General features: G+C 60.2%; 16 protein-coding genes. 8 read left to right on the forward strand and 8 right to left on the reverse strand.

Translation table 11 applies throughout. The features are described from left to right. Positions 1 to 183: 183 nt before the first annotated feature. The gene (locus IAE48_RS08665; protein ID WP_200134100.1) at positions 184 to 1,722 is read right to left on the reverse strand and encodes a methyl-accepting chemotaxis protein; all 1,539 of its coding nucleotides are present in this window, start codon (positions 1,720 to 1,722) and stop codon (positions 184 to 186) included. A gap of 269 nt (positions 1,723 to 1,991) precedes the next feature. Here IAE48_RS08665 and IAE48_RS08670 point away from each other — a divergent pair, with 269 nt between their 5' ends. From IAE48_RS08670 to IAE48_RS08685, 4 genes are read left to right on the forward strand one after another with little or no spacing between them, the layout of a single operon-like run. Continuing rightward, positions 1,992 to 2,990, forward strand: a complete 999-nt coding sequence (locus IAE48_RS08670) for an ABC transporter substrate-binding protein (RefSeq protein WP_042713934.1) — start codon at positions 1,992 to 1,994, stop codon at positions 2,988 to 2,990. Beyond that, complete coding sequence (locus IAE48_RS08675) at positions 2,990 to 4,024, forward strand: iron ABC transporter permease (protein WP_200134101.1); 1,035 nt, start codon at positions 2,990 to 2,992, stop codon at positions 4,022 to 4,024. The genes IAE48_RS08670 and IAE48_RS08675 overlap by 1 nt, the downstream gene beginning before the upstream one ends. Further along, positions 4,024 to 4,785, forward strand: a complete 762-nt coding sequence (locus IAE48_RS08680) for an ABC transporter ATP-binding protein (RefSeq protein WP_200134102.1) — start codon at positions 4,024 to 4,026, stop codon at positions 4,783 to 4,785. Before IAE48_RS08675 ends, IAE48_RS08680 begins: the two co-directional genes overlap by 1 nt. Positions 4,786 to 4,800: 15 nt before the next feature. Continuing rightward, a complete protein-coding gene (locus IAE48_RS08685) occupies positions 4,801 to 6,033 on the forward strand; it encodes an MFS transporter (RefSeq protein ID WP_200134103.1) in 1,233 nt (410 codons plus the stop codon). Here the strand turns inward: IAE48_RS08685 and IAE48_RS08690 are convergent. From IAE48_RS08690 to IAE48_RS08705, 4 genes are all read right to left on the reverse strand, one after another. Continuing rightward, the gene (locus IAE48_RS08690; protein WP_200134104.1) at positions 5,998 to 9,072 is read right to left on the reverse strand and encodes an efflux RND transporter permease subunit; all 3,075 of its coding nucleotides are present in this window, start codon (positions 9,070 to 9,072) and stop codon (positions 5,998 to 6,000) included. The genes IAE48_RS08685 and IAE48_RS08690 overlap by 36 nt on opposite strands. Continuing rightward, positions 9,069 to 10,187, reverse strand: coding sequence for an efflux RND transporter periplasmic adaptor subunit (locus tag IAE48_RS08695; protein WP_200134105.1), 1,119 nt, complete (start codon positions 10,185 to 10,187; stop codon positions 9,069 to 9,071). Before IAE48_RS08695 ends, IAE48_RS08690 begins: the two co-directional genes overlap by 4 nt. Before the next feature lie 78 nt (positions 10,188 to 10,265). After that, on the reverse strand, positions 10,266 to 11,462 hold the full coding sequence (locus IAE48_RS08700) for a cell wall metabolism sensor histidine kinase WalK (protein WP_200134106.1): 1,197 nt from the start codon (positions 11,460 to 11,462) through the stop codon (positions 10,266 to 10,268). Then, positions 11,459 to 12,154: a response regulator gene (locus IAE48_RS08705; protein WP_200134107.1), complete on the reverse strand. Its 696-nt coding sequence runs from the start codon at positions 12,152 to 12,154 to the stop codon at positions 11,459 to 11,461. The genes IAE48_RS08700 and IAE48_RS08705 overlap by 4 nt, the downstream gene beginning before the upstream one ends. A 110-nt stretch (positions 12,155 to 12,264) precedes the next feature. On the opposite strand from IAE48_RS08705, the gene IAE48_RS08710 reads away from it, so the two are divergent. From IAE48_RS08710 to IAE48_RS08720, 3 genes are all read left to right on the forward strand, one after another. After that, on the forward strand, positions 12,265 to 13,053 hold the full coding sequence (locus tag IAE48_RS08710) for a MipA/OmpV family protein (RefSeq protein ID WP_200134108.1): 789 nt from the start codon (positions 12,265 to 12,267) through the stop codon (positions 13,051 to 13,053). Between the two features lie 132 nt (positions 13,054 to 13,185). Then, the gene (locus tag IAE48_RS08715; RefSeq protein ID WP_200134109.1) at positions 13,186 to 13,743 is read left to right on the forward strand and encodes a GNAT family N-acetyltransferase; all 558 of its coding nucleotides are present in this window, start codon (positions 13,186 to 13,188) and stop codon (positions 13,741 to 13,743) included. A gap of 10 nt (positions 13,744 to 13,753) precedes the next feature. Beyond that, positions 13,754 to 14,200, forward strand: coding sequence for a GNAT family N-acetyltransferase (locus IAE48_RS08720; RefSeq protein ID WP_200134110.1), 447 nt, complete (start codon positions 13,754 to 13,756; stop codon positions 14,198 to 14,200). Between the two features lie 30 nt (positions 14,201 to 14,230). On the opposite strand, the gene betA is transcribed toward IAE48_RS08720, so the two are convergent. From betA to betI, 3 genes are read right to left on the reverse strand one after another with little or no spacing between them, the layout of a single operon-like run. Next, entirely contained in the window at positions 14,231 to 15,910 is a 1,680-nt protein-coding gene (gene betA, locus IAE48_RS08725) for a choline dehydrogenase (protein ID WP_042713955.1), read from the reverse strand. Positions 15,911 to 15,936: 26 nt separating this feature from the next. Continuing rightward, entirely contained in the window at positions 15,937 to 17,409 is a 1,473-nt protein-coding gene (gene betB, locus IAE48_RS08730; protein WP_200134111.1) for a betaine-aldehyde dehydrogenase, read from the reverse strand. Positions 17,410 to 17,422: 13 nt separating this feature from the next. After that, positions 17,423 to 18,019, reverse strand: coding sequence for a transcriptional regulator BetI (gene betI, locus IAE48_RS08735; RefSeq protein WP_200134112.1), 597 nt, complete (start codon positions 18,017 to 18,019; stop codon positions 17,423 to 17,425). 239 nt (positions 18,020 to 18,258) lie between these two features. Between betI and IAE48_RS08740 the strand changes: the two genes are divergently transcribed. Beyond that, positions 18,259 to 20,289 (forward strand): choline transporter, encoded by a 2,031-nt coding sequence (locus IAE48_RS08740; RefSeq protein ID WP_200134113.1) that lies wholly within the window; start codon positions 18,259 to 18,261, stop codon positions 20,287 to 20,289. Positions 20,290 to 20,452 lie beyond the last annotated feature (163 nt).

Here is a 20,452-nt window from a genome sequence, read left to right on the forward strand (position 1 = left end):
CTAAAAAAAAGACATTAGCAAAATGTGACTGCGCGTACATGAACAATGCGCCCCGTCTACCAAAATTGAGGATTACGTCAATAAAAATGAGAAATAGAAAGCATGCCGACAATGGGTCAAGTTGCGCTACCAAAAAAACGAGGCATTTAGTATGCCCCGTTTAATGTCAGCAATATAAAACGATTAACTGAGCTTAAACACCGCCACCGCCTCTTCCAGCAGCTGAGACTGCTCTTTCAGCGAGTAGGCTGCGGCGGAGGCTTCTTCAACCAGCGCGGCGTTCTGCTGGGTCACGGTATCCATTTGCGCCACCGCGAGGTTGATCTGATCGATCCCGCGGCTCTGCTCGCCGGTGGAGAGCGCGATTTCCGACATCAGTTCGGAAACCTGCTTCACCGAGTTGATAATACGCTGCATGCTCTCGCCTGCGCTGGTAACGCGATCGCTGCCCACCAGCACCTGACGGCCAGAGAGCTCAATAAGCTCTTTGATCTCCTTCGCCGCCACGGAGGAGCGCTGCGCGAGGTTACGCACTTCTGTTGCTACCACGGCAAAACCACGCCCCTGCTCGCCTGCGCGCGCTGCTTCAACGGCGGCGTTAAGGGCCAAGATATTGGTCTGGAATGCAATATCTTCGATGATGCCGATAATGGTGCCGATCTTGCCGGAGCTGGTTTCGATCTCCTTCATCGACACCACGGCTTCTTCAACAATCGCATTCCCCTCTTGCGCCGCGCTGCGCATATTCCCCGCCAGGCTGTTGGCCTGCTGGGTGTTTTCAGAGGTGTGTTTCACGGTTGAGGTCAGCTCTTCCATGCTGGCAGCGGTCTGCCCCAGCGAGGCGGCCTGCTCTTCGGTACGCGCCGACAGATCGGTGTTACCCGCGGCGATCTCTTCTGCGGCGTAAGCCACGCTCTGGCTGGAGTTACGCACCTGAGAGATGATCTGCACCAGCGAGAGACGCATCTGCTCCAGCGCGCTCATCATGCCGCCGATCTCATCTTTCGAGTTGGAAACCACCGGCAGATTCAGTTCGCCCGCCGCCATTTTCTGGCAGTGCAGGCGCGCGGCATCCAGCGGTGACAGCACACGACGACGCAGCAGGATAAAGATCCCCACAATGATCAGCGTAAACAGCAGCGCAAAGACGCCGAGGGTCACCATGCCGTTAACGAAGCGGCTCTGCGCCTCATTGTTCAGCTGCTGGGCATACTTTTCACGGAACGCCAGCAGGTTATCAAGGGTGATCTCGAACTGACGATCCAGCTGAGGAATGGTAGTGCTGACCAGCTGGTTAAAGCGCGCGGTGTCGTTGTTTTTCGCGGCATCCATCAGCGGACGTAAGCCGTTATCAACATAGTCCTGCCAGGCCCGGCGATACGGCGTGGCAAGGGCATCTTCACCGGCAACGCGCGGCGCGGCGAGATAGTTATTGAACGCCGACGAAGCTTTTTGCATCACCTCATTGGCGCTCTCAAGGGAGGCCTGGGTTTTCTGGCTATCGCCCAGCGAGGCGTTAATCATCGCCTCCATCAGGCGTACGCGCAGGGTACGGCTATGGTTAATCGGATCGATGACCGACAGTACCACGCGGATCTCTTTGTTTACGTTATCCAGCGAGTCGTTACTGCGGGTAAGCGACCAGAGGTTAGACGCGGAGCTGATAAGGAAGATAGAGAGTAACAGACCAAAAACGAGCAATGAAAAACGCCTGACTGACATAGTGATCCCTTGGGTGATAGAGCGACAAAACGATGTGGCACCGCATAAAATGCGAATTGCCTTAAAAGAGTTATCGACCAAAAGGGAGCGAAATTTAAATTAAATAATCATATTTACACTAAATATGAATCCTCAAAAATCCATTCATAAAACAAATTTGAGCCCCTCGCGCAAAGAAGATCTCGCATTCGTAATAGGATTCATTATCATTGCGAAACTATTTCGATGATCCCATAAATCACCATAATGTTAATGAAGGATAGTGTTGAATGAAGAAGGTTCTCTGTGCGCTGGGGCTGGCGCTTGCCTCATTAAGTTCGGCTTATGCCACCACATATCCCCTCACCCTTGAAAACTGTGGCTACAAAGAGACCTTCACCAAAGCCCCTGAGCACGTGGTCGCGTTAGGGCAAAACACCGCCGAGATCCTGCTGCTGCTTGGCCTGGAAGATAAAATCGCCGCCACCGCCTTCTGGCCGACCAAAGTCCTGCCGCAGCTGGCGGACAAAAATGCGAAGATCAAAACCCTGACGGTAGAGATCCCCACGCTGGAGTCGGTGCTGGCGCAAACCCCGGATTTCGTTGCCGCGCAATCACCGCTGCTGCTGGGGCCAGAGAGCAAAGTGGCGAAGCGCGAAGATCTCGCCACCGTCGGCGTTAACAGCTATATGTCACCCGGCATGTGCGCCACCAAAAAGGGCACCGGCGATATGTACGGCAGCCGCCAGAAGCTGTGGGACATGACCTACCTCTACCAGGAGATCGAGGATTTCGCGAAGATCTTTAACGTTGAAGATCGCGGCCAGGCGCTGGTTGCCGACTTCAAAAAGCGCGAAGCCGATCTGCGTAAAGAGTTTGGTAAAAACAAAAAAGATCTCTCCTTCGTCTTCTGGTTCTCCAGCTCATCCCCTTCTGCTGACGCCTACGTCGGCGGCAAAAACAGCGCCTCCGGCTTTATCGCCAACGTGCTCGGCGGCCATAACGCCATCACCACCGAAACCGAGTGGCCGACCGTTGGCTGGGAGAGCATTATTGCCGCTAACCCGGATGTGATCGTCGTCTCCAGCCTCGACCGCAACCGCTGGGCGCTGGATAACGCCCAGGAGAAGATTAAGTTCCTGAAGAGCGATCCCGCCGTCAGCCAGCTTGAGGCAGTGAAAAAAGGCCATATCGTGGTGATGGATGGACAGGCGATGAACCCCACCATTCGCACCATCTACGGCGCAGAGCAGGTTGCTGAACAGCTGAGAAAGATGGGGCTTAATTGATGGCAGCGTTGCACCCAACGCGACAAACGTTGTGGTTAAGTAGTGCCGCGCTGCTTGCCGTTGTGCTGGTGGTGGTGGTGATTGCGGTAGGAGCCAGCGTCGGCGAGCTGGCAATTCCGTTACCCAGCGTTTTTTATGCGATTGGCAATAAGCTTGGGCTGACTGCCGAGCCGCTCAACCGCATCTATGAAAGCGTGATCTGGGATTTCCGTCTCAGCCGCTCGCTGGTCGCTGCCTGTTGTGGCGCCGGGCTGGCGATTTGCGGCGCGGTGCTGCAAAGCCTGCTGAAAAACGCCCTTGCCGAGCCCTATGTGCTCGGTGTCTCGGCGGGCGCCTCGACCGGTGCGGTCTCCGTGGTGGTGCTCGGTCTTGGCGCGGGTGCGGTATCGCTCTCGGCGGGCGCCTTTGCCGGTGCTTTCGCCGCCTTTGCCTTCGTGGCGTTTCTCACCAACGGCGCGCGCGGCGGCAACGAGCGCACCATCCTGGCCGGGGTGGCCGCTTCGCAGCTATTTAACGCCGTCACGGCGTATACCATCAGCACCTCCGCCAGCGCCCAGCAGGCGCGCGACGTAATGTTCTGGCTGCTGGGCAGCTTTAGCGGCGTGCGCTGGCCGGAGTTCCAGCTGGTGCTGATCGTGGTGCTGATTGGTCTGGCGATCTGCCTCTACTACTCGCGGGCGCTGGATGCCTTCACCTTCGGTGATGATGCGGCGGCCTCGTTAGGTATCGCCGTGCCGTGGGTGCGCCTCGCGCTCTTTACCACCACGGCGCTGATCACCGCCACCATTGTCAGCATGGCTGGCTCCATCGGATTTGTCGGGCTGGTGGTGCCGCATATGATGCGCTTCTTCTTTGGGCCGCTGCACCGCAGGCTGCTGGTGGCCTGTGCGCTGGCGGGCGCGATTTTGATGGTGCTGGCGGATATCGCCTCGCGGATGCTGATCGCCCCGCAGAGCCTGCCGGTGGGCGTCGTCACCGCGCTGGTCGGCGTGCCGTTCTTCGCCTTTATTATTTACCGTTCAAGGAATCGCTAATGAGCATCGCCGCTGAAAACATCACCTGGAAGGTGGGTAAGAAAGTGATCGTCAACGATGTCTCAATGACGGTTGCGCGTGGCGAAACGGTGGGCCTGCTGGGGCCGAACGGCTCGGGGAAATCCTCCCTGCTGCGCGTGCTGGCGGGGCTGCGCCGCCCGCATAAAGGACGCGTATTGCTCGACGGGCAAAACCTTCACCGGCTGCCCAAAAAGCAGCTTGCCCGCCGGGTGGCGTTCGTTGAGCAGCACGGCATGACCGATGCCAATATGCGCGTGCGCGACGTGGTGAAACTGGGGCGTATTCCGCATCACTCCCCCTTCTCCAGCTGGAGCACGGAGGATGAGGAGACCATCTCCGCCGCGCTGGCACGTGTCGACATGCTGGAGAAAAGCCAGCAGGGGTGGCTGACGCTGTCGGGCGGCGAGCGGCAACGCGTGCACATTGCCCGCGCGCTGGCGCAGATGCCGTCGGAGATCCTGCTCGACGAGCCGACCAACCACCTCGATATTCACCACCAGCTCCAGTTGATGAAGCTTATCAGCGAACTACCGGTGACCAGCATCGTCGCCATTCACGACCTCAACCATGCGCTGATGTTTTGCGACAGCCTGATCGTGATGCAGCACGGTACTGTGGTGGCGAGCGGAACGCCGCAGGCGATCCTCACTGAAGAGCTGCTGTGGGAAGTATTTCGCGTGAAGGCGAAAATCACGCCATCGCCCTGCCATGACAAAAACCATATCCACTTCATCGCCTGACGTCAGGATTTTCGCATGTCTTTTCCCCACCTGCGGCCAACGAAACAGCTCTGGCCGCCTGTTTTACTCGGTAGCCAGTTTGTTTTTAATATCGGCTTCTACGCCGTGGTGCCCTTTCTGGCGATCTTCCTGCGCGATGACTTACTGCTCTCCGGCGGGCTGATCGGCCTGGTGCTTGGGCTGCGCACCTTCTCGCAGCAGGGAATGTTCTTTATCGGCGGCGCGTTATCGGACCGCTTTGGCGCGCGCTTGATTATCCTCTGCGGCTGTATTATCCGCGTCGCAGGCTATCTGATGCTGGCCTTTGGCCACTCGCTGGGGCCGATCATTGTCGGAGCCTGCCTGACCGGCATCGGCGGCGCGCTCTTCTCCCCCTCGATTGAAGCGTTACTGGCGCGCGCCGGTGCCCAGAGCGAGAGCCAGGGCAAGCGCAGCCGCGCCGAGTGGTTTGCGCTTTTTGCCGTCTGCGGCGAACTCGGCGCGGTGCTCGGCCCGGTAGCGGGCGCGCTGATGACCGGCCTCGGCTTTCGCCAGGTGGCGTTAGCAGGTGCTGGCGTGTTTGTCGTGGCGCTGATTGTGCTCTTCTTCTGCCTGCCGCCCGCGCCGCCAAAACGCCAGACGCTGGCAGTCACACCGTGGTGGACCACCTTTCGCCAGCCGCGCTTTGTCGCTTTTATCATTGCCTACAGCTCCTGGTTACTGAGCTACAACCAGCTCTACCTGGCGCTACCGGTTGAGATCCAGCGCGCGGGTGGCAGCGAAAAAGATCTCGGGCCGCTGTTTATGCTGGCCTCGGTGCTAATTATCACCCTGCAACTGCCCCTCGCCCGCTTAACGCGCCGCATCGGTGCCGCGCGCATGATGCCGGTGGGCTTTTTGCTCATCTCTGCAAGCTTTGCCAGCGTCGCGCTCTGCGCTGCCAGCACGCCGCCTGCGGGCTGGATGCGGCTGCTGCCCGCCATCAGCTTTGTCTCGTTATTAACCCTCGGGCAGATGCTGCTGGTGCCTGCGGCGAAAGATATGGTGCCGTGGTTCGCCGACGACGCCACGCTCGGCGCGCACTATGGCGCGCTGGCGACGGCGGGCGGTTTTGCCGTGCTGGCGGGCAACCTGCTGTTTGGCAGCCAGCTAGACCGGGCGTTAACCCCCTCGGTTGAGGCGATCTACCCCTGGTTGCAGCTGGCTATCTTCCCGCTCTGTAGCGCGGTGGCGTTAATCTTTATCTGCCGCCCGATGCGCAGGGGCTAAGCGGGCGCTCAGTTGCAGCACCAGGCTGAACGCGGCGGGTAACACCGTCAGCGTCACCAGTGTTGCCACCAGCAGCCCGCCGATAATGGCGTAGGCCATCGGCCCCCAGAACACCTGATGGGAGATAGGGATCATACCGAGGATCGCCGCACAGGCGGTCAGCATTATCGGCCGCGCGCGGTGCTCCGACGCGGCGATAATCGCCTCATCAGGCTGCATCCCAAGGTGCAGGTTACTGTCCACTTCGCTAATCAGGATCACCGCGTTACGGATGATCATCCCCGCCAGCGCAATCACCCCCAGCAGCGCGACAAACCCCATTGGCGTGCCGGTCGGCAACATCGCCAGCACAATTCCCGGCAGGCCAAACGGTGCCATGGTGACGGCCAGCAGCATGCGCGAGAAGCGCTGAAGCTGAACCATCAACAGCAGCAGCATAATGATCAGCGTCACCGGTAGCACGGCATACACCGAGCCGTTGCCTTTGTCCGATTCGGCAACGGTGCCGCCCTCCTCAATGCGATACCCGGCAGGCAACTGGGCGCGCAGCTTATCCACCGTCGGGCGCAGACCGGACGATACCGCTTCCGCGCGCAGGCCCGGCGCGAGATCCGTCTGCACGGTGATAAAGGGCAGCCGCTGATGACGCCAGATCACCGGGTCGTCCAGCCCCCACTCCGGCGTCGCCACTTCGCTCAGCGGAATTTTTGTACCGTTAGACGTCGGCAGCATCAAGGTGCCGAGCGTACCGATATCGAGCCGCTCGCGATCGTTACCGCGCAGCACCACGTCCACCAGCCGATCGTTATCCCGCACCGTGGTGAGCGTCGCGCCGGACCAGACGGTATCAAGCATCTGGGCAATGCTTTCCGAGGAGACGCCCGCCGCACGCGCGGCGGTCTGATTAACCTGTAAGCGGATCATCCGCTCCGGCTCCCCGGCGGTCAGGTTCACTTCCCGGGTCAGCGGCGAGCCGCCAATCTGCGCCGCCAGCTGATGCGCCAGCGTCTGCACTTTTGCATAATCCGGCCCGCTCACGCGGTAGCGCACCGGCCAGCCCACCGGCGGCCCCAGCTCCAGCGGCGACACGCGAGAGGTAATCGCGCTGAACTGCTTTGCCAGCAGCGTCTCCAGCTGTTGGCGCAGCCGGTCACGGGCGGCGAGATCTTTTGCCACCACCACCAGTTGCGCGGTGTTTTCGTTGTCCTGCAAAACATCCATCGGCAGATAAAAACGCACCGCGCCGGAGCCGACGTAGCTGCTATAGCGATCGAGATCCTCATTACCGGTCATCGCCCGCTCTAGGCGCTCCACCTGCTTTTGCGTCTCGGTCTGCGAGGCGTTCGCGGGCAGCGAGAGCGTCACCAGCAGCTCCGGGCGGTCGGAGGCGGGGAAAAACTCCCCCTGCAAATAGGTGGTGCCGACCAGCGACACCCCCAGCGCCAGCAGCGCCAGTGCCAGCGTGGTCAGCCGCCAGCGCAGCGCGAGGCGCAGCAGCGCCTGATAGCCGCGCTTCAGCCTGCCGACGCGATCGCCATGCTTATTGATGCGCGCGGGCAGCAGCCAGGTGCCGGTGAGCGGGGAGAAGAGGATCGCCACCAGCCACGAGCAGAGCAGCGCGATCAGCACCACGGCAAACAGCGAGTAGCAGTACTCCCCGGCGCTGGAGGCGGCAAAGCCGACGGGAATAAATCCGGCGATCATCACCAGCGTGCCGGTAAGCATCGGAAAGGCGGTGGTTTTGAAGGCATAGGTGGCGGCCTGCCTGCGCGACTCCCCCGCTTCCAGGCGCGCGACCATCGTTTCAACGGTGATCATCGCATCATCCACCAGCAGACCGAGCGCGATAATCAGCGCGCCGAGGGAGATACGTTGCAGGCCGATCCCGGCGAGCATCATCCCGGCGAAGGTCATCGCCAGCACCAGCGGAATGGCGGCGGCCACCACCAGGCCCGCGCGCAGGCCCAGCGAGACAAAGGAGACGGCGAGCACAATCACCACCGCTTCCACCAGCACGCGGACAAAACCGCTCACCGCCCCGCTCACCACCTGCGACTGATCGGCCACTTTCACCATCTCAATGCCGTGCGGCAGCTGGGCCTGGATCTGCGCCATGCGCGCATCCAGCGCCTTGCCAAAGCGCAGCATATTCCCGGTCGAAGCCATCGAGATCGCCAGCCCCAGCGCCGGTTGCCCGTTAACGCGAAACTGCGGCGCGGGCAGCTCAGCGGCCTGGCGGGTGACAGTGGCGATATCGGTGAGCGGAATATAACGATCGTTGATATGCAGCGTCACCGCCCGCAGGCTCGCTTCGCTGCTTAACGCGCCGCTGACGCGCAGCGCCACATTATCCTCGCCGGTGCGGATGGTACCGGCAGGCGCGATGGCGTTTTGTGCCTTCAGCGCCGTGCTGATCTGCTCAATATCGAGCCCCATTCCCGCCAGCTGACGCGGGGAGAAGGCGATAACAATCTGCTCCTGCTGATCGCCTATCAGGCTTATCTTGCCGATATCGTTCAGCGACATCAGGCTGCGGCGGATGGTCTCCAGCCGATCGCGCAGTTCACGCGGCGAGTAACCGTCGGCGGTAAAGCCATAGATGGTGCCGAAGGTGTCATCAAACTCATCGTTGACCTGCGGCCCCTGCGTGCCCTGCGGCAGATCGGCGGCGCTGTCCTGCATCTTTTTCCGCACCTGGTACCAGATGTCGGGCACTGCTTTCGGCGGCGTGTCATCACGCAGGTTGACGTTGATAATCGTGCTGCCAGCGCGGGTTTCGCTCTCAATAAAATCGAGATGCGGAACCTCCTGTAACTTCTTCTCCAGCACGTCGGTGACCAGCTGCGTTGTCTCTTCGACGCTGGCACCCGGCCACTGAGCGGTGACGACCGCCGTTTTGATGGTGAACGCCGGATCTTCATTACGCGGCAGCTGTTGATAGCAGAGCACGCCCATCACTATCACCAGCAGCATAAAAAAGGTGACCAGCTGCTGATGTTCCAGCGCCCAGGCAGAGAGGTTAAAGCGCGAGCGTTTCATGGCTGTAACTCCCCGGCGATCACCTGCTCACCGGCGCGCAATTTGCTGACGCCCGCAGTAATCACTCTGTCACCGGGACGCAGGCCGGAACGGATAAACACCGATGAGGCGCTATAGCCGCCCAGCGTCACCGCGCGCGGCTGCGCCCGGTTTTTCTCATCAATCACAAACAGCGCCGGTTGTTGACCAAGGCGGCTTAATGCCGGGGCAGGCACCGCGAAGCCTGCGGATGCTGACTCCGGCAGCGCAATGGTGGCGCTGGCACCGAGCGCCATCGCCGCGGGCGGGTTTGCCAGCGCCAGCCGCACCTGCCAGGTGCGCGTCTGCGGATCGGCCTGCGGGCTGATATCGCGCAGGCTGCCGCTCGCCTTCACCGACGGGTCCGCCAGCAGCGCAACGGTGAACGTTGCGTTTGATGCCAGCTGGCGCGGGTCGGCAACGGCAAACACCACGTCGCGCGCCTCGCTGGTGGCGAGGGTAAAGACCGCCTGCCCGGCGCTGACCACCTGCCCGGCAGAGGCGTTCACGCGCGTGATGATGCCGTCTGCCGGGGCGACCAGCTGCGTCCAGCTCAGATTCTGCTCGGCGTTGCGTAATGCCGCAGTGCTGCTTTTCAGCTTTGATGCTGCCGACTGCCAGTCGGCGCGGGCGCTGTCGAGCTGCGTGCGGGCAATCGCGCCGGAGGGCATTAACGCCTGCATCCGTTTCAGATTCAGCGCCGCCACCTGCTCAGCCGCGCGGGCACTCTCCACATCGGCGCGCGCGCTGGCGAGCTGGTTTTTGCTGGTTTCGCTCTCAAGGGAGGCCAGCACCTGCCCGGCATGCACCCGTGCGCCAATATCCACCTCACGGGAAATCATGCGGCCATCCAGGCGGAAGGCCAGCGTGGTCTCATCATGGGCGCGGATCTCGCCAGTGCGCACCGTTTGCGGGTTTGCCGCACTGTTAGTGACGACCAGGTAACGCACCGGACGCGGCGGTGCCGGTTTGTCGGTTTTTTTCTCGCCACAGCCGGTCGCAGCCAGCGCCAGCAATAGCAGCAGAGGAAGCCCGCGCACAGCGTGCAAAAGCCTGTGCGCGAGCGGGCGTGCGTAAGGGATAAACTGTTCTGACATAGCGCCACTCCGGATCGGTAATGGCGCTATTACAGGCGTGACGCGTCGAGATTCAGCCCACGTTTCGTCAAGGTTTTATCAAGGCTGCAACTTTTCTTGCGCCTCAACAATGTGGGGAAGGTGAAGGGTGATCGCCAGCCCGCCCGCTTCCGGCAGCGCGGCGCTGATGCTGCCGCCGTGAGCATGGACAATCGCCTGGGCGATGGATAACCCAAGGCCGCTGCCGCCGGAATGGCGCGCGCGCGAAGTCTCGGCCCGCGTGAAGCGATCAAACATCAGCGGCAGAAAATCAGCCTCCACGCCGGGGCCGTCATCGGTGAAATCAATTAAATAGCCGCTCGCCTGCGATGTGAGGGTGATAAACAGATGGCCGCCCTGCCGGCCGTAACGCACCGCATTCTCCATCAGCACGGTAAAGACCTGCCCTAAGCGGAAGGCGTCGCCCTCCAGCGGCGCGGGCGTTGGCGCGGTCAGGGTAAAGGTGAACCCGGCGGCGTCGGCCTGCGGTTTCATCCACGCCGCGCGTTCGCGCAGCAGATCGTCTAAGAGCAGCGGCTGGCAGTTGAGCATCAGCTGCCCGGCGTCGGCCAGCGAGAGCAGGTGCAGCTCATCCGTTAAGCGGCGCAGCAGTTGTAATTGCTTCATCACCATCGACATCTGCGCAGGGCTTGGCTCAAACACCCCATCCAGCATCCCCTGCAGGCGACCAATCGCGGCGGTGAGCGGCGAGCGCAGTTCGTGAGCCATCGCCACGTGGGAGGCGCGCAGTTCACGCTCATAGCGCGCCAGCTGGCGGGTCATGCCGTTAAAGTCGCTGGCAAAGCGCACCATTTCGGCGGGGGCTTCTTTTACCAGCTCCGCCTGTGCGCCAAATGTTCCCTGCGTCACCTCTTCGGCGGCGTCGCGCAGGCGGCTAAATTGCAGGGTCAGCGGGCGGGCATAGCGCAGCCCCATAAAGACGATAAAGGGGATCATTACCAGCACCAGCACGCCAACCATGATCCAGTCCGTCGAGGCGATAGTGGGCGTGGAGTAGCTCAGCCCCCACCAGGTATCGACGATTTCGTGAAAGCGCGTCGGATTGATCTCCGGGTTCTCTTTCAGTAGCAGAAACTCGGCGCGCACCGACGCGGGCATGGCGTGCAAAATCCAGACGTTCTGCACGGCATAGCGTAGCCACATACAGAGCGCGATGATGATCACCGTACCGATCGCCAGCGCGAGGATGCGCACGCAGATCCAGCGCCAGAGCGACTGTTGAACTGAATTTTTCATGGCTGAGAGAACCTGTAACCGACGCCGCGCACATTGCTTAACACGCCGCTGACGCCCGCGTTTTCCAGCTTTTTACGCAGGTTGTAGACGTGCGTATCGACCACGCGCTCCAGCGCTTCGCTTTCGGGCAGGCAGTGCTCCAGCAGATGCTGGCGGGAGAAAGCGCGCGTGGGATGGCGCATCAGTGTCGTAAGCAGGGAGAATTCCGTCGGCGTCAGCTCCAGCGCGCGCGTCTGGTTATCCTCTTGCGTGACGGTCACGCTAATGGCGACGGTGTCGACCACGAGGTTGTGCCAGCGCAGCACCTCCTCCTGGGTTTCCGCGCGCTGCGTGCGCCGCAGTACCGCCTGCACGCGCGCCACCACTTCGCCGGGGTGATAGGGCTTCACCACATAATCATCCGCGCCGTAACGCAGCGCGCCAATGCGATCCGGCGCATCGCCGAGCGCCGTCACCATGATCACCGGTACATCGCTTTTGCGCCGCAGCGCCGCCAGCACTTCGCTGCCGTTCATGCCGGGCAGCATCACATCAAGCAGGATCAGATCGGGCTTGCAGCGCTGCGCCAGCTCCAGCCCGGCCAGGCCGTCGCTCGCCAGCGTCACCTCATAATTTTCACGGCGCAGATAGGCCTCCAGCACGCCTGCCGCATCCGCGTCATCCTCAATCACCAGCACTCTTTTCGCCACCATTTCCCCACCTTGACCGTTTCTTAACACTTTGCTGACGGTTTATTGATACGACCTGTCTATGTTCCCTTTCAGCGCTTGCGCACACCCTTTCCCACCGACGAGATGTGACGATGATAACCAGAAAACGTACGTTGTATAGCCTCTGCGCCCTGCTGGCAGCCACCGCCTCTGCGGCGCACGCCGATGATGATCCATCGGCACAAAATGGCGTTACTGTAGGCATTGCCGCACAGTCTGCGCCGCGCTATAGCGGTTCAGACAAGCAGCGCCTGCAATTCGTTCCGCTGATTCAGGCGCGTGATAATGCCCTCTTTATTGATTCGCAAAAGGGCATCGGTTACGACCTGCAAAGCGATAACGGCTTCTATCTCGAACATACGCTCGGCTATGGCCTCGGCCGCGATGACAGTAACTCCTCCTGGCGCGATGGCGCGGATAACCTGAAGGGGATGGGGAAAATCGATGCCACGATGAATACGGCGTTTGCCGTCGGCTGGTCGATCACCCCGTGGCTCTCCGTTGAAGGCAAAGCGACGCTGCCGCTGACCGACAGCCAGGGCGTGCAGTATCAAACCTCGGTGACGCTGCTGCCGGTGCAGAGCGCCAGCGATACCGTGGCACTCCAGTCCGCTGCCCTGTTTGGCGACAGCCGCTACATCAACACCTTTTATGGCGTCAGCGCGCGGCAGAGCCAGCGCAGCGGTTTTCGCCCCTATGACCGCGCGGGCGGTTTCTACGGCGTCAACAGCTCGCTCACCTGGAGCCATCAGTTCGACGAACACTGGGGAACGCTGCTGAGCGCGGGCTACACCTGGCTTGGCGATCGCGCGGGCGACAGCCCGATTGTCTCGCAACGCAATGAGGGAACCGGCACGCTTGCCGTGACCTGGACCTTCTGAACAGGAGGAAGATCGTGAAAAAAGAGGATTATCAGCTGGTGGGGAAGATCTGGTTTGGCTGCTTACTGGTTTACCTCGGCGCCTATCTGACATATATCTCTTTGTAATGATTGCCACCGAAACAGCGATGAGATGAATAAAGACGCCCACACTAACGCCCTTTGCCTCGACACGCCACGGCTGGTCTGCACGCAAATCGAGGCCCAGGATCGCGATTTTTTTAGCCGCCTGATGGCGAGCAATGAGGTGCAGCATTACATCTCGGATGAGCGCGCGCCAGAGGAGATCGAGGAGGCTTTCACCGCCCGCTTGCCGCCCTGGCAACCAGGGAGCGCACACTGGCTCTGCCTGGTGGTGCGCGACAGAGCGAGCGGTGAAAGACTCGGCGTCACCGGCTATATCCATCGCGAAGCAGACTGCGCCGAAGTGGGGTTTCTCTTTGCTCCCGAGGCGCAGGGAAAAGGCTATGCGCGCGAGTCGTTACTGGCGGTGTGCGATTTCGCCTTCCATAAAGGCGGCATCCGGCGGCTGACGGCGATGGTCACCGCCGGCAATCACCCCTCTCGCCGCCTGCTGGAAAAGGTGGGGTTTGTGCTGGAGGGCGAGCTGCGCGAGAGCTACTGGCTGCATAACCGCTGGCACAATGACTGGCTATTTGGCCTGCTGCGCCAGGATTATCTCCATCAATAACGAGGGTGTTATGTCACTAAACATCACCGCCATTACCCCGGCAGTCGACGGTTTTCAGCCGCTAAAACAGGCGAGCGTGGCGGAGGGGTTTAATATGCTGCGCAGGCTTGAGGAGAACTGGATCAATCAGCACAACCGCTTTGATAAGCCAGGCGAAATGCTGCTGGGCGCGTTGATTGACGGCCAACTGGTCGGCGTTTGCGGGCTGAATATCGACCCGTTTGTGCAGGGAGATCGCGCAGGCCGGGTGCGCCACCTCTACGTTGCCGCAGCCTATCGCAGCCAGGCGGTGGGCTGCCTGCTTTTGAGGGAGATTGTCGCCCACGCCGCGCAGAGCTTTGACAATCTCTACACGCATGCACCGCAGGCGGCGTTCCGCTTTTACCAACGCGCAGGCTTTGTGCCAACGGAAGGGATTGAGCGGGTGACGCACTGCCTGCGGTTGGGGCAAAACTAGCCGGTAAGCGTGCCCTACCGGCTTTTGGTGTTACGCGCGCATCGGCTCGCCGCGCACCGGGCGGTCGCCCGCCACGAAGTAGTCGGCGTTGCTGCGCGGCAGCGGCGTGCGGCCACGGATATTATCGGCAATCTTCTCGCCAATCATAATGGTGGTGGCGTTGAGGTTACCGGTGATGATCAGCGGCATAATCGAGGCATCGACCACGCGCAGCCCTTGCAGGCCGTGCACGCGCCCTTCACCGTCCACTACCGCCATCTCGTCGCTGCCCATTTTGCAGGTGCCGCACGGATGGTAAGCGGTTTCGCCATGGTTACGCACAAACTCATCCAGCTGTTCATCGGTCTGGCACTCGATACCGGGGCTGATCTCACGCCCGCGATACTTATCCAGCGCCGGCTGGTTGATGATCTGGCGCGTAATGCGGATCGCATCGCGGAACTCCTGCCAGTCCTGCTCGTGGGCCATGTAGTTAAACTGAATGGCCGGGTGCATACGCGGATCGCGCGATTTCAGGCGCACAAAGCCGCGGCTCGGCGAGCGCATGGAGCCAACGTGGCACTGGAAGCCGTGGGCTTCAACCGCGTTGCTGCCGTTGTAGTTAATCGCCACCGGCAGGAAATGGTACTGAATGTTCGGCCAGGCGAACTCTTCCCGGCTGCGGATAAAGCCGCCGCCTTCGAACTGGTTGCTGGCACCGATACCGGTGCCGTTAAACAGCCACTCCGCGCCGATTTTCGGCTGGTTCCACCACTTCAGCGCCGGGTAGAGCGACACCGGCTCTTTGCACTCGTACTGCAGGTACATTTCGAGGTGATCCTGCAGGTTTTCCCCGACGCCCGGCAGATCGTGCACCACGGGAATATCGAACTTCTTCAGCAGATCTGCCGCGCCGACGCCGGAGCGTTGCAGGATCTGCGGCGACGCGATGGCTCCCGCGCAGAGCAGCACTTCGCGACGCGCATGCACCTGCTGCGGCGTGTTACTGGCACCGTGCAGATACTCCACGCCCACCGCCCGCTTGCCGTCGAACAGAATGCGATCGGTGGTGGCATGGGTGATGATGGTCAGGTTGGAGCGCTTCTTCGCGGTATCGAGATAGCCACGCGCGGTGCTCGAGCGACGCCCTTTCGGCGTCACAAAGCGATCCATCGGGCCAAAGCCCTCTTGCTGGTAACCGTTGAGATCCTCGGTGCGCGGATAGCCCGCCTGCACGCCCGCTTCGATCATCGCTGCAAACAGCGGGTTGTTGCCCGGTTTGCAGGTGGTGATGCTGACCGGGCCTTCGCCGCCGTGGTAGTCGTTCGCGCCAATATCACGCGTTTCCGACTTGCGGTAGTAAGGCAGGCAGTCGAGATAGGTCCAGCGCTCAAGCCCCGGTTCCTGTGCCCAGTTATCGAGATCCATCGCGTTGCCGCGCACGTAGCACATGCCGTTGATCAATGACGATCCGCCCAGCCCTTTGCCGCGCCCGCACTCCATGCGGCGGTTGTTCATGTGCGGCTCGGGCTCGGTTTCATACGCCCAGTTGTAGCGTTTGCCCTGCAACGGGTAAGCCAGCGCCGCAGGCATCTGCGTGCGGAAATCAAAACGGTAATCGGGACCGCCCGCTTCAAGCAGCAGCACGTTGACGTCGCTATCTTCGGTCAGTCTTGTTGCCAATACGTTCCCTGCGGATCCGGCTCCGATGATGATGTAATCAAATTCCATTAGTCGCTCCTCAGGTTAAAATTCACTCAAAATACAGACTGGAAACGGGTCATTTCGAGCTGCACAGACTTCACCTGGGTGTAGTTTTGCAGCGTCATCAGGCCGTTTTCACGCCCGACGCCGGAGTGCTTGTAGCCACCCACCGGCATTTCGGCGGCGGATTCGCCCCAGGTGTTGATCCAGCAGATCCCCGCTTCAATCTGATGAATAACGCGGTGCGCGCGGTTGAGATCCTGCGTCACCACACCAGCGGCCAGACCGAAGTCGGTGGCATTCGCGCGGCGCACTACTTCCTCTTCGCTTTCATAGGTGAGGATCGCCATCACCGGCCCGAAGATCTCTTCGCGCACGATGGTCATCTCGTCGCGGCAGTCGGTAAAGACCGTTGGCGCAACCCAGGCGCCGTTATCGAACTCACCGCCAGTCAGACGTTTGCCGCCGCAGAGCAGGCGCGCGCCTTCACTGATGCCGGATTCGATATAGCGCATCACGTTGTCGCGGTGCGGGAAGCTCACCAGCGGCCCGAAGTTGGTGGCTGGATCGTTTGGATCGCCCGCTTTAATACGCGCCACGCGATCGGCGATCTTCACTTCAAACTCTGCCTGCCATTTCGCCGGAACAAACACGCGTGTGCCGTTGGTGCAGACCTGGCCGGAGCTGTAGAAGTTGGCCATCATCGCGATATCGGCGGCGAGATCGAGATCCGCATCGTCAAAGATGATCAGCGGCGATTTACCGCCCAGCTCCATGGTGACCTCTTTCAGGGTCGAACCGGCGGCATTCGCCATCACTTTTTTACCGCTGGCCACGCCACCGGTGAAGGAGACTTTGTCGATGCCCGGATGCTCGGTCAGTAGCTGGCCGGTGACCGCGCCGCTGCCCGGCAGAACGTTAAAGACGCCGTCCGGCAGACCCGCTTCGGTGTAGATTTCCGCCAGTTTCAGCGCGGTGAGCGGTGTGACTTCGCTCGGTTTGAAGATCATCGCGTTGCCCGCAGCCAGCGCCGGTGCGGATTTCCACAGCGCGATCTGGATCGGGTAGTTCCACGCGCCGATACCGGCAACCACGCCAAGCGGCTCGCGGCGAGTGTAGACAAAGGAGGTGTCGCGCAGCGGGATCTGCTGCCCTTCCAGCGACGGGATCAGCCCGGCGTAGTACTCCAGCACATCCGCGCCGGTGACAATATCAACCGCCTGGGTTTCGCTTAGCGGTTTACCGGTGTCGAGGGTTTCCAGCGCGGCCAGCTCGTCATTGCGCTCGCGCAGAATATCGACCGCGCGACGCAGGATGCGTGAGCGCTCCATCGCCGTCATCGCGGCCCAGATTTTCTGGCCTTTACGCGCGCTTTCGACTGCGCGATCGACATCGGCCTGCGCCGCTTCGTGCACCTCGGCTAACACTTCGCCGTTGGCCGGGTTGATGGTCTGGAATGTTTTTCCAGCCGCGGCGGGAACGTATTGACCATCAATATAGAGCTGCTGTTCTGCGAATCGGGACATGATTCCTCCTTCCTCAGGGATTCTTTGCACCAGCCAACTGCTGGCGGATGAATTGGGTGGTGAGCGTTCGGGCAACGTCCGGGTTGAACGGTTTGCCGCTCAGGGCTGCGCGCAGCCACAGGCCATCAATTAATGACGCCAGGCCGTGCGCCGCCAGTCGGGCCTTTTCGCGCGGCAATTCGCGGCGAAACTCCGCCGTCAGGCTGGAGAAGAGGCGTCGGCTGCTGACCCGCTCAAGGCGGCCCAGCTGCGGTTGATGCATGCTGCTGGCCCAGAAGTCGAGCCACGCTTTCATCGCCGCGCTGTGTACCTGCGTTTCGTCGAAGTTACCGTCGACAATCGCCAGTAAACGCGCTTCGGTTGTGGCCTGGGCTAACGGTTTCAGGCGTACCGCCACCGCGTCGCGCAGTTGGCGCGTGATGTCGCGCATGGTGGCTTCCAGCAGGCCGTTTTTGTCCTTGAAGTAGTGGCTGATGATGCCGGTCGATACCCCGGCCCGGCGCGCAATCTGCGCAATGGTGGCGTCGTTGATCCCGACGTCGTTGATCGTATCCAGGGTCGCATCAATCAGTTGCCGACGGCGTATCGGCTGCATTCCCACCTTTGGCATGACTCCCTCTTCCACCGCAAAGTAAGGGCTCTATTTAATCTTTTTTTGATTGCACGTTCAATATAAAAAAAGAATTTGTTAAGGTAATGTACCTGCGCTGTTACAAAAACGAAGCGGCAGTGTGTAAGCTGTAGCAGGCTCAATCCGTAACAAAAATGAGGGAAAAACAACAAGAAAAGAGGCAGCACGTTGCAAGTAATCTTTTGATTTATTTACAGGAAATTAACCAGAGGTAACCGATGATTAATCCACCTGCCAGTGAAAAAGACAGAATCAATCCTGTGGTGTTCTACACCTCCGCCGGACTGATTCTGACATTTTCACTTGTCACCATTCTCTATAGCGATCTCGCCGCGGCGTGGATCCAGACCACCGTTAACTGGGTGTCGTCCACCTTTGGCTGGTACTACATGCTGGCCGCCACGCTCTACATCGTCTTTGTCATCTATATGGCCTGCTCGCGCTACGGGGCGATCAAGCTCGGGCCAGAGCAGTCCAAACCGGAGTTCAGCCTGTTAAGCTGGTCGGCGATGCTGTTTGCCGCCGGGATCGGCATCGATTTGATGTTCTTCTCTGTCGCTGAACCGGTGACGCAGTATATGCAGCCGCCGGAAGGCGCCGGGCAGACGATGGAAGCCGCGCGCCAGGCGATGGTCTGGACGCTGTTCCACTACGGCTTAACCGGCTGGTCGATGTACGCCCTGATGGGGATTGCGCTCGGCTACTTCAGCTACCGCTACAACCTGCCGTTAACCATCCGCTCGGCGCTCTACCCGATTTTCGGTAAACGCATTAATGGCCCGATTGGCCACACGGTGGATATCGCAGCGGTAATCGGCACCATTTTCGGTATCGCCACCACCCTCGGTATTGGCGTTGTGCAGCTTAACTACGGGCTGAAGGTGCTGTTTGATGTGCCGGAAGGGTTAACCGCGCAGATGGCGCTGATTGTGCTGTCGGTGGTTATCGCCACCATTTCGGTCACCTCCGGCGTGGATAAAGGCATCCGTATTCTTTCCGAACTGAATGTCGCGCTGGCGCTCGGGCTGATCCTGTTTGTACTGTTTATGGGTAAAACGGATTTCCTGCTCAACGCACTGGTGCTGAACGTGGGCGATTACATCAACCGCTTTATGGGCATGACGCTGAACACCTTTGCCTTTGACCGCCCGACGCAGTGGATGAACAGCTGGACGCTCTTCTTCTGGGCCTGGTGGGTGGCGTGGTCGCCGTTTGTCGGCCTGTTCCTTGCGCGCATCTCCCGCGGTCGTACCATCCGCGAGTTCGTGCTCGGTACGCTGATCATTCCGTTTACCTTTACCCTGCTGTGGCTGTCGGTGTTTGGTAACGCCGCGCTGTATGAGATCATTCACGGCGATGCCGGTTTTGCCCAGGAAGTGATGTCCCACGCCGAACGCGGCTTCTACAGCCTGCTGGCGCAGTACCCGGCGTTTAAACTGAGCGCCTCGGTTGCCACCATTACCGGCCTGCTGTTTTATGTCACCTCGGCGGACTCCGGCTCGCTGGTGCTGGGTAACTTCACCTCGAAGCTGAAAGATATCAACAGCGATGCGCCGAACTGGCTGCGTATCTTCTGGTCGGTGGCGATTGGCGTGCTGACGATGGGGATGCTGATGACCAACGGCATTTCCGCCCTGCAAAACACCACGGTGATCATGGGTCTGCCATTTAGCTTTGTGATCTTCTTCGTGATGGCGGGGCTCTATAAGTCGCTGAAGGTGGAGGATCACCGCCGCGCCAGCGCCAGCCGTGAAACCGCCCCCTATATTCCGGCGAGTAACGATCGCCTGAGCTGGAAAAAGCGTCTCTCGCGCCTGATGAACTACCCGGGCACGCGCTACACCCAGCAGATGATGGAGACGGTGATCTACCCGGCGATGCAGGATGTGGCGAAGGAGCTGGAACTGCGCGGCGGTCGCGTTACGCTGGAGAGTGTGCCTGCGGAGGATGATAAACCGCTCGGCCATCTCGATTTGCGTGTGCACCTCGGCGAGGAGCAGAACTTTGTTTACCAGGTCTGGCCGCAGCAGTACTCCGTTCCCGGCTTTACCTACCGCGCGCGCAGCGGTAAGTCGCACTACTTCCGTCTGGAGACCTTCCTGTTAGAGGGCAGCCAGGGGAATGACCTGATGGATTACAACAAAGAGCAGGTGATTATCGATATTCTCGATCAATATGAACGCCACCTGAACTTTATCCATCTGCACCGCGAAGCGCCCGGCGCAAATATTGTTTACCCACAGATGTAACGACATAAGGCCACGCAAGTGGCCTTATTTTTTCAGGCGGATGAATTTGCGCTAAACGAAAGTGTTTTTAGGAAAAATCTGCAAATACGACTCAGTTTTTCAATTTCATGCATTGCGCTCTGTATCTGAAGATGTCGATCTGTAAAATGTCGTCTTTCATGGA

The sequence above is a fragment of the Kosakonia sp. S57 genome, from assembly GCF_016516575.1.
In the GTDB taxonomy this organism is placed as follows: domain Bacteria; phylum Pseudomonadota; class Gammaproteobacteria; order Enterobacterales; family Enterobacteriaceae; genus Kosakonia; species Kosakonia cowanii.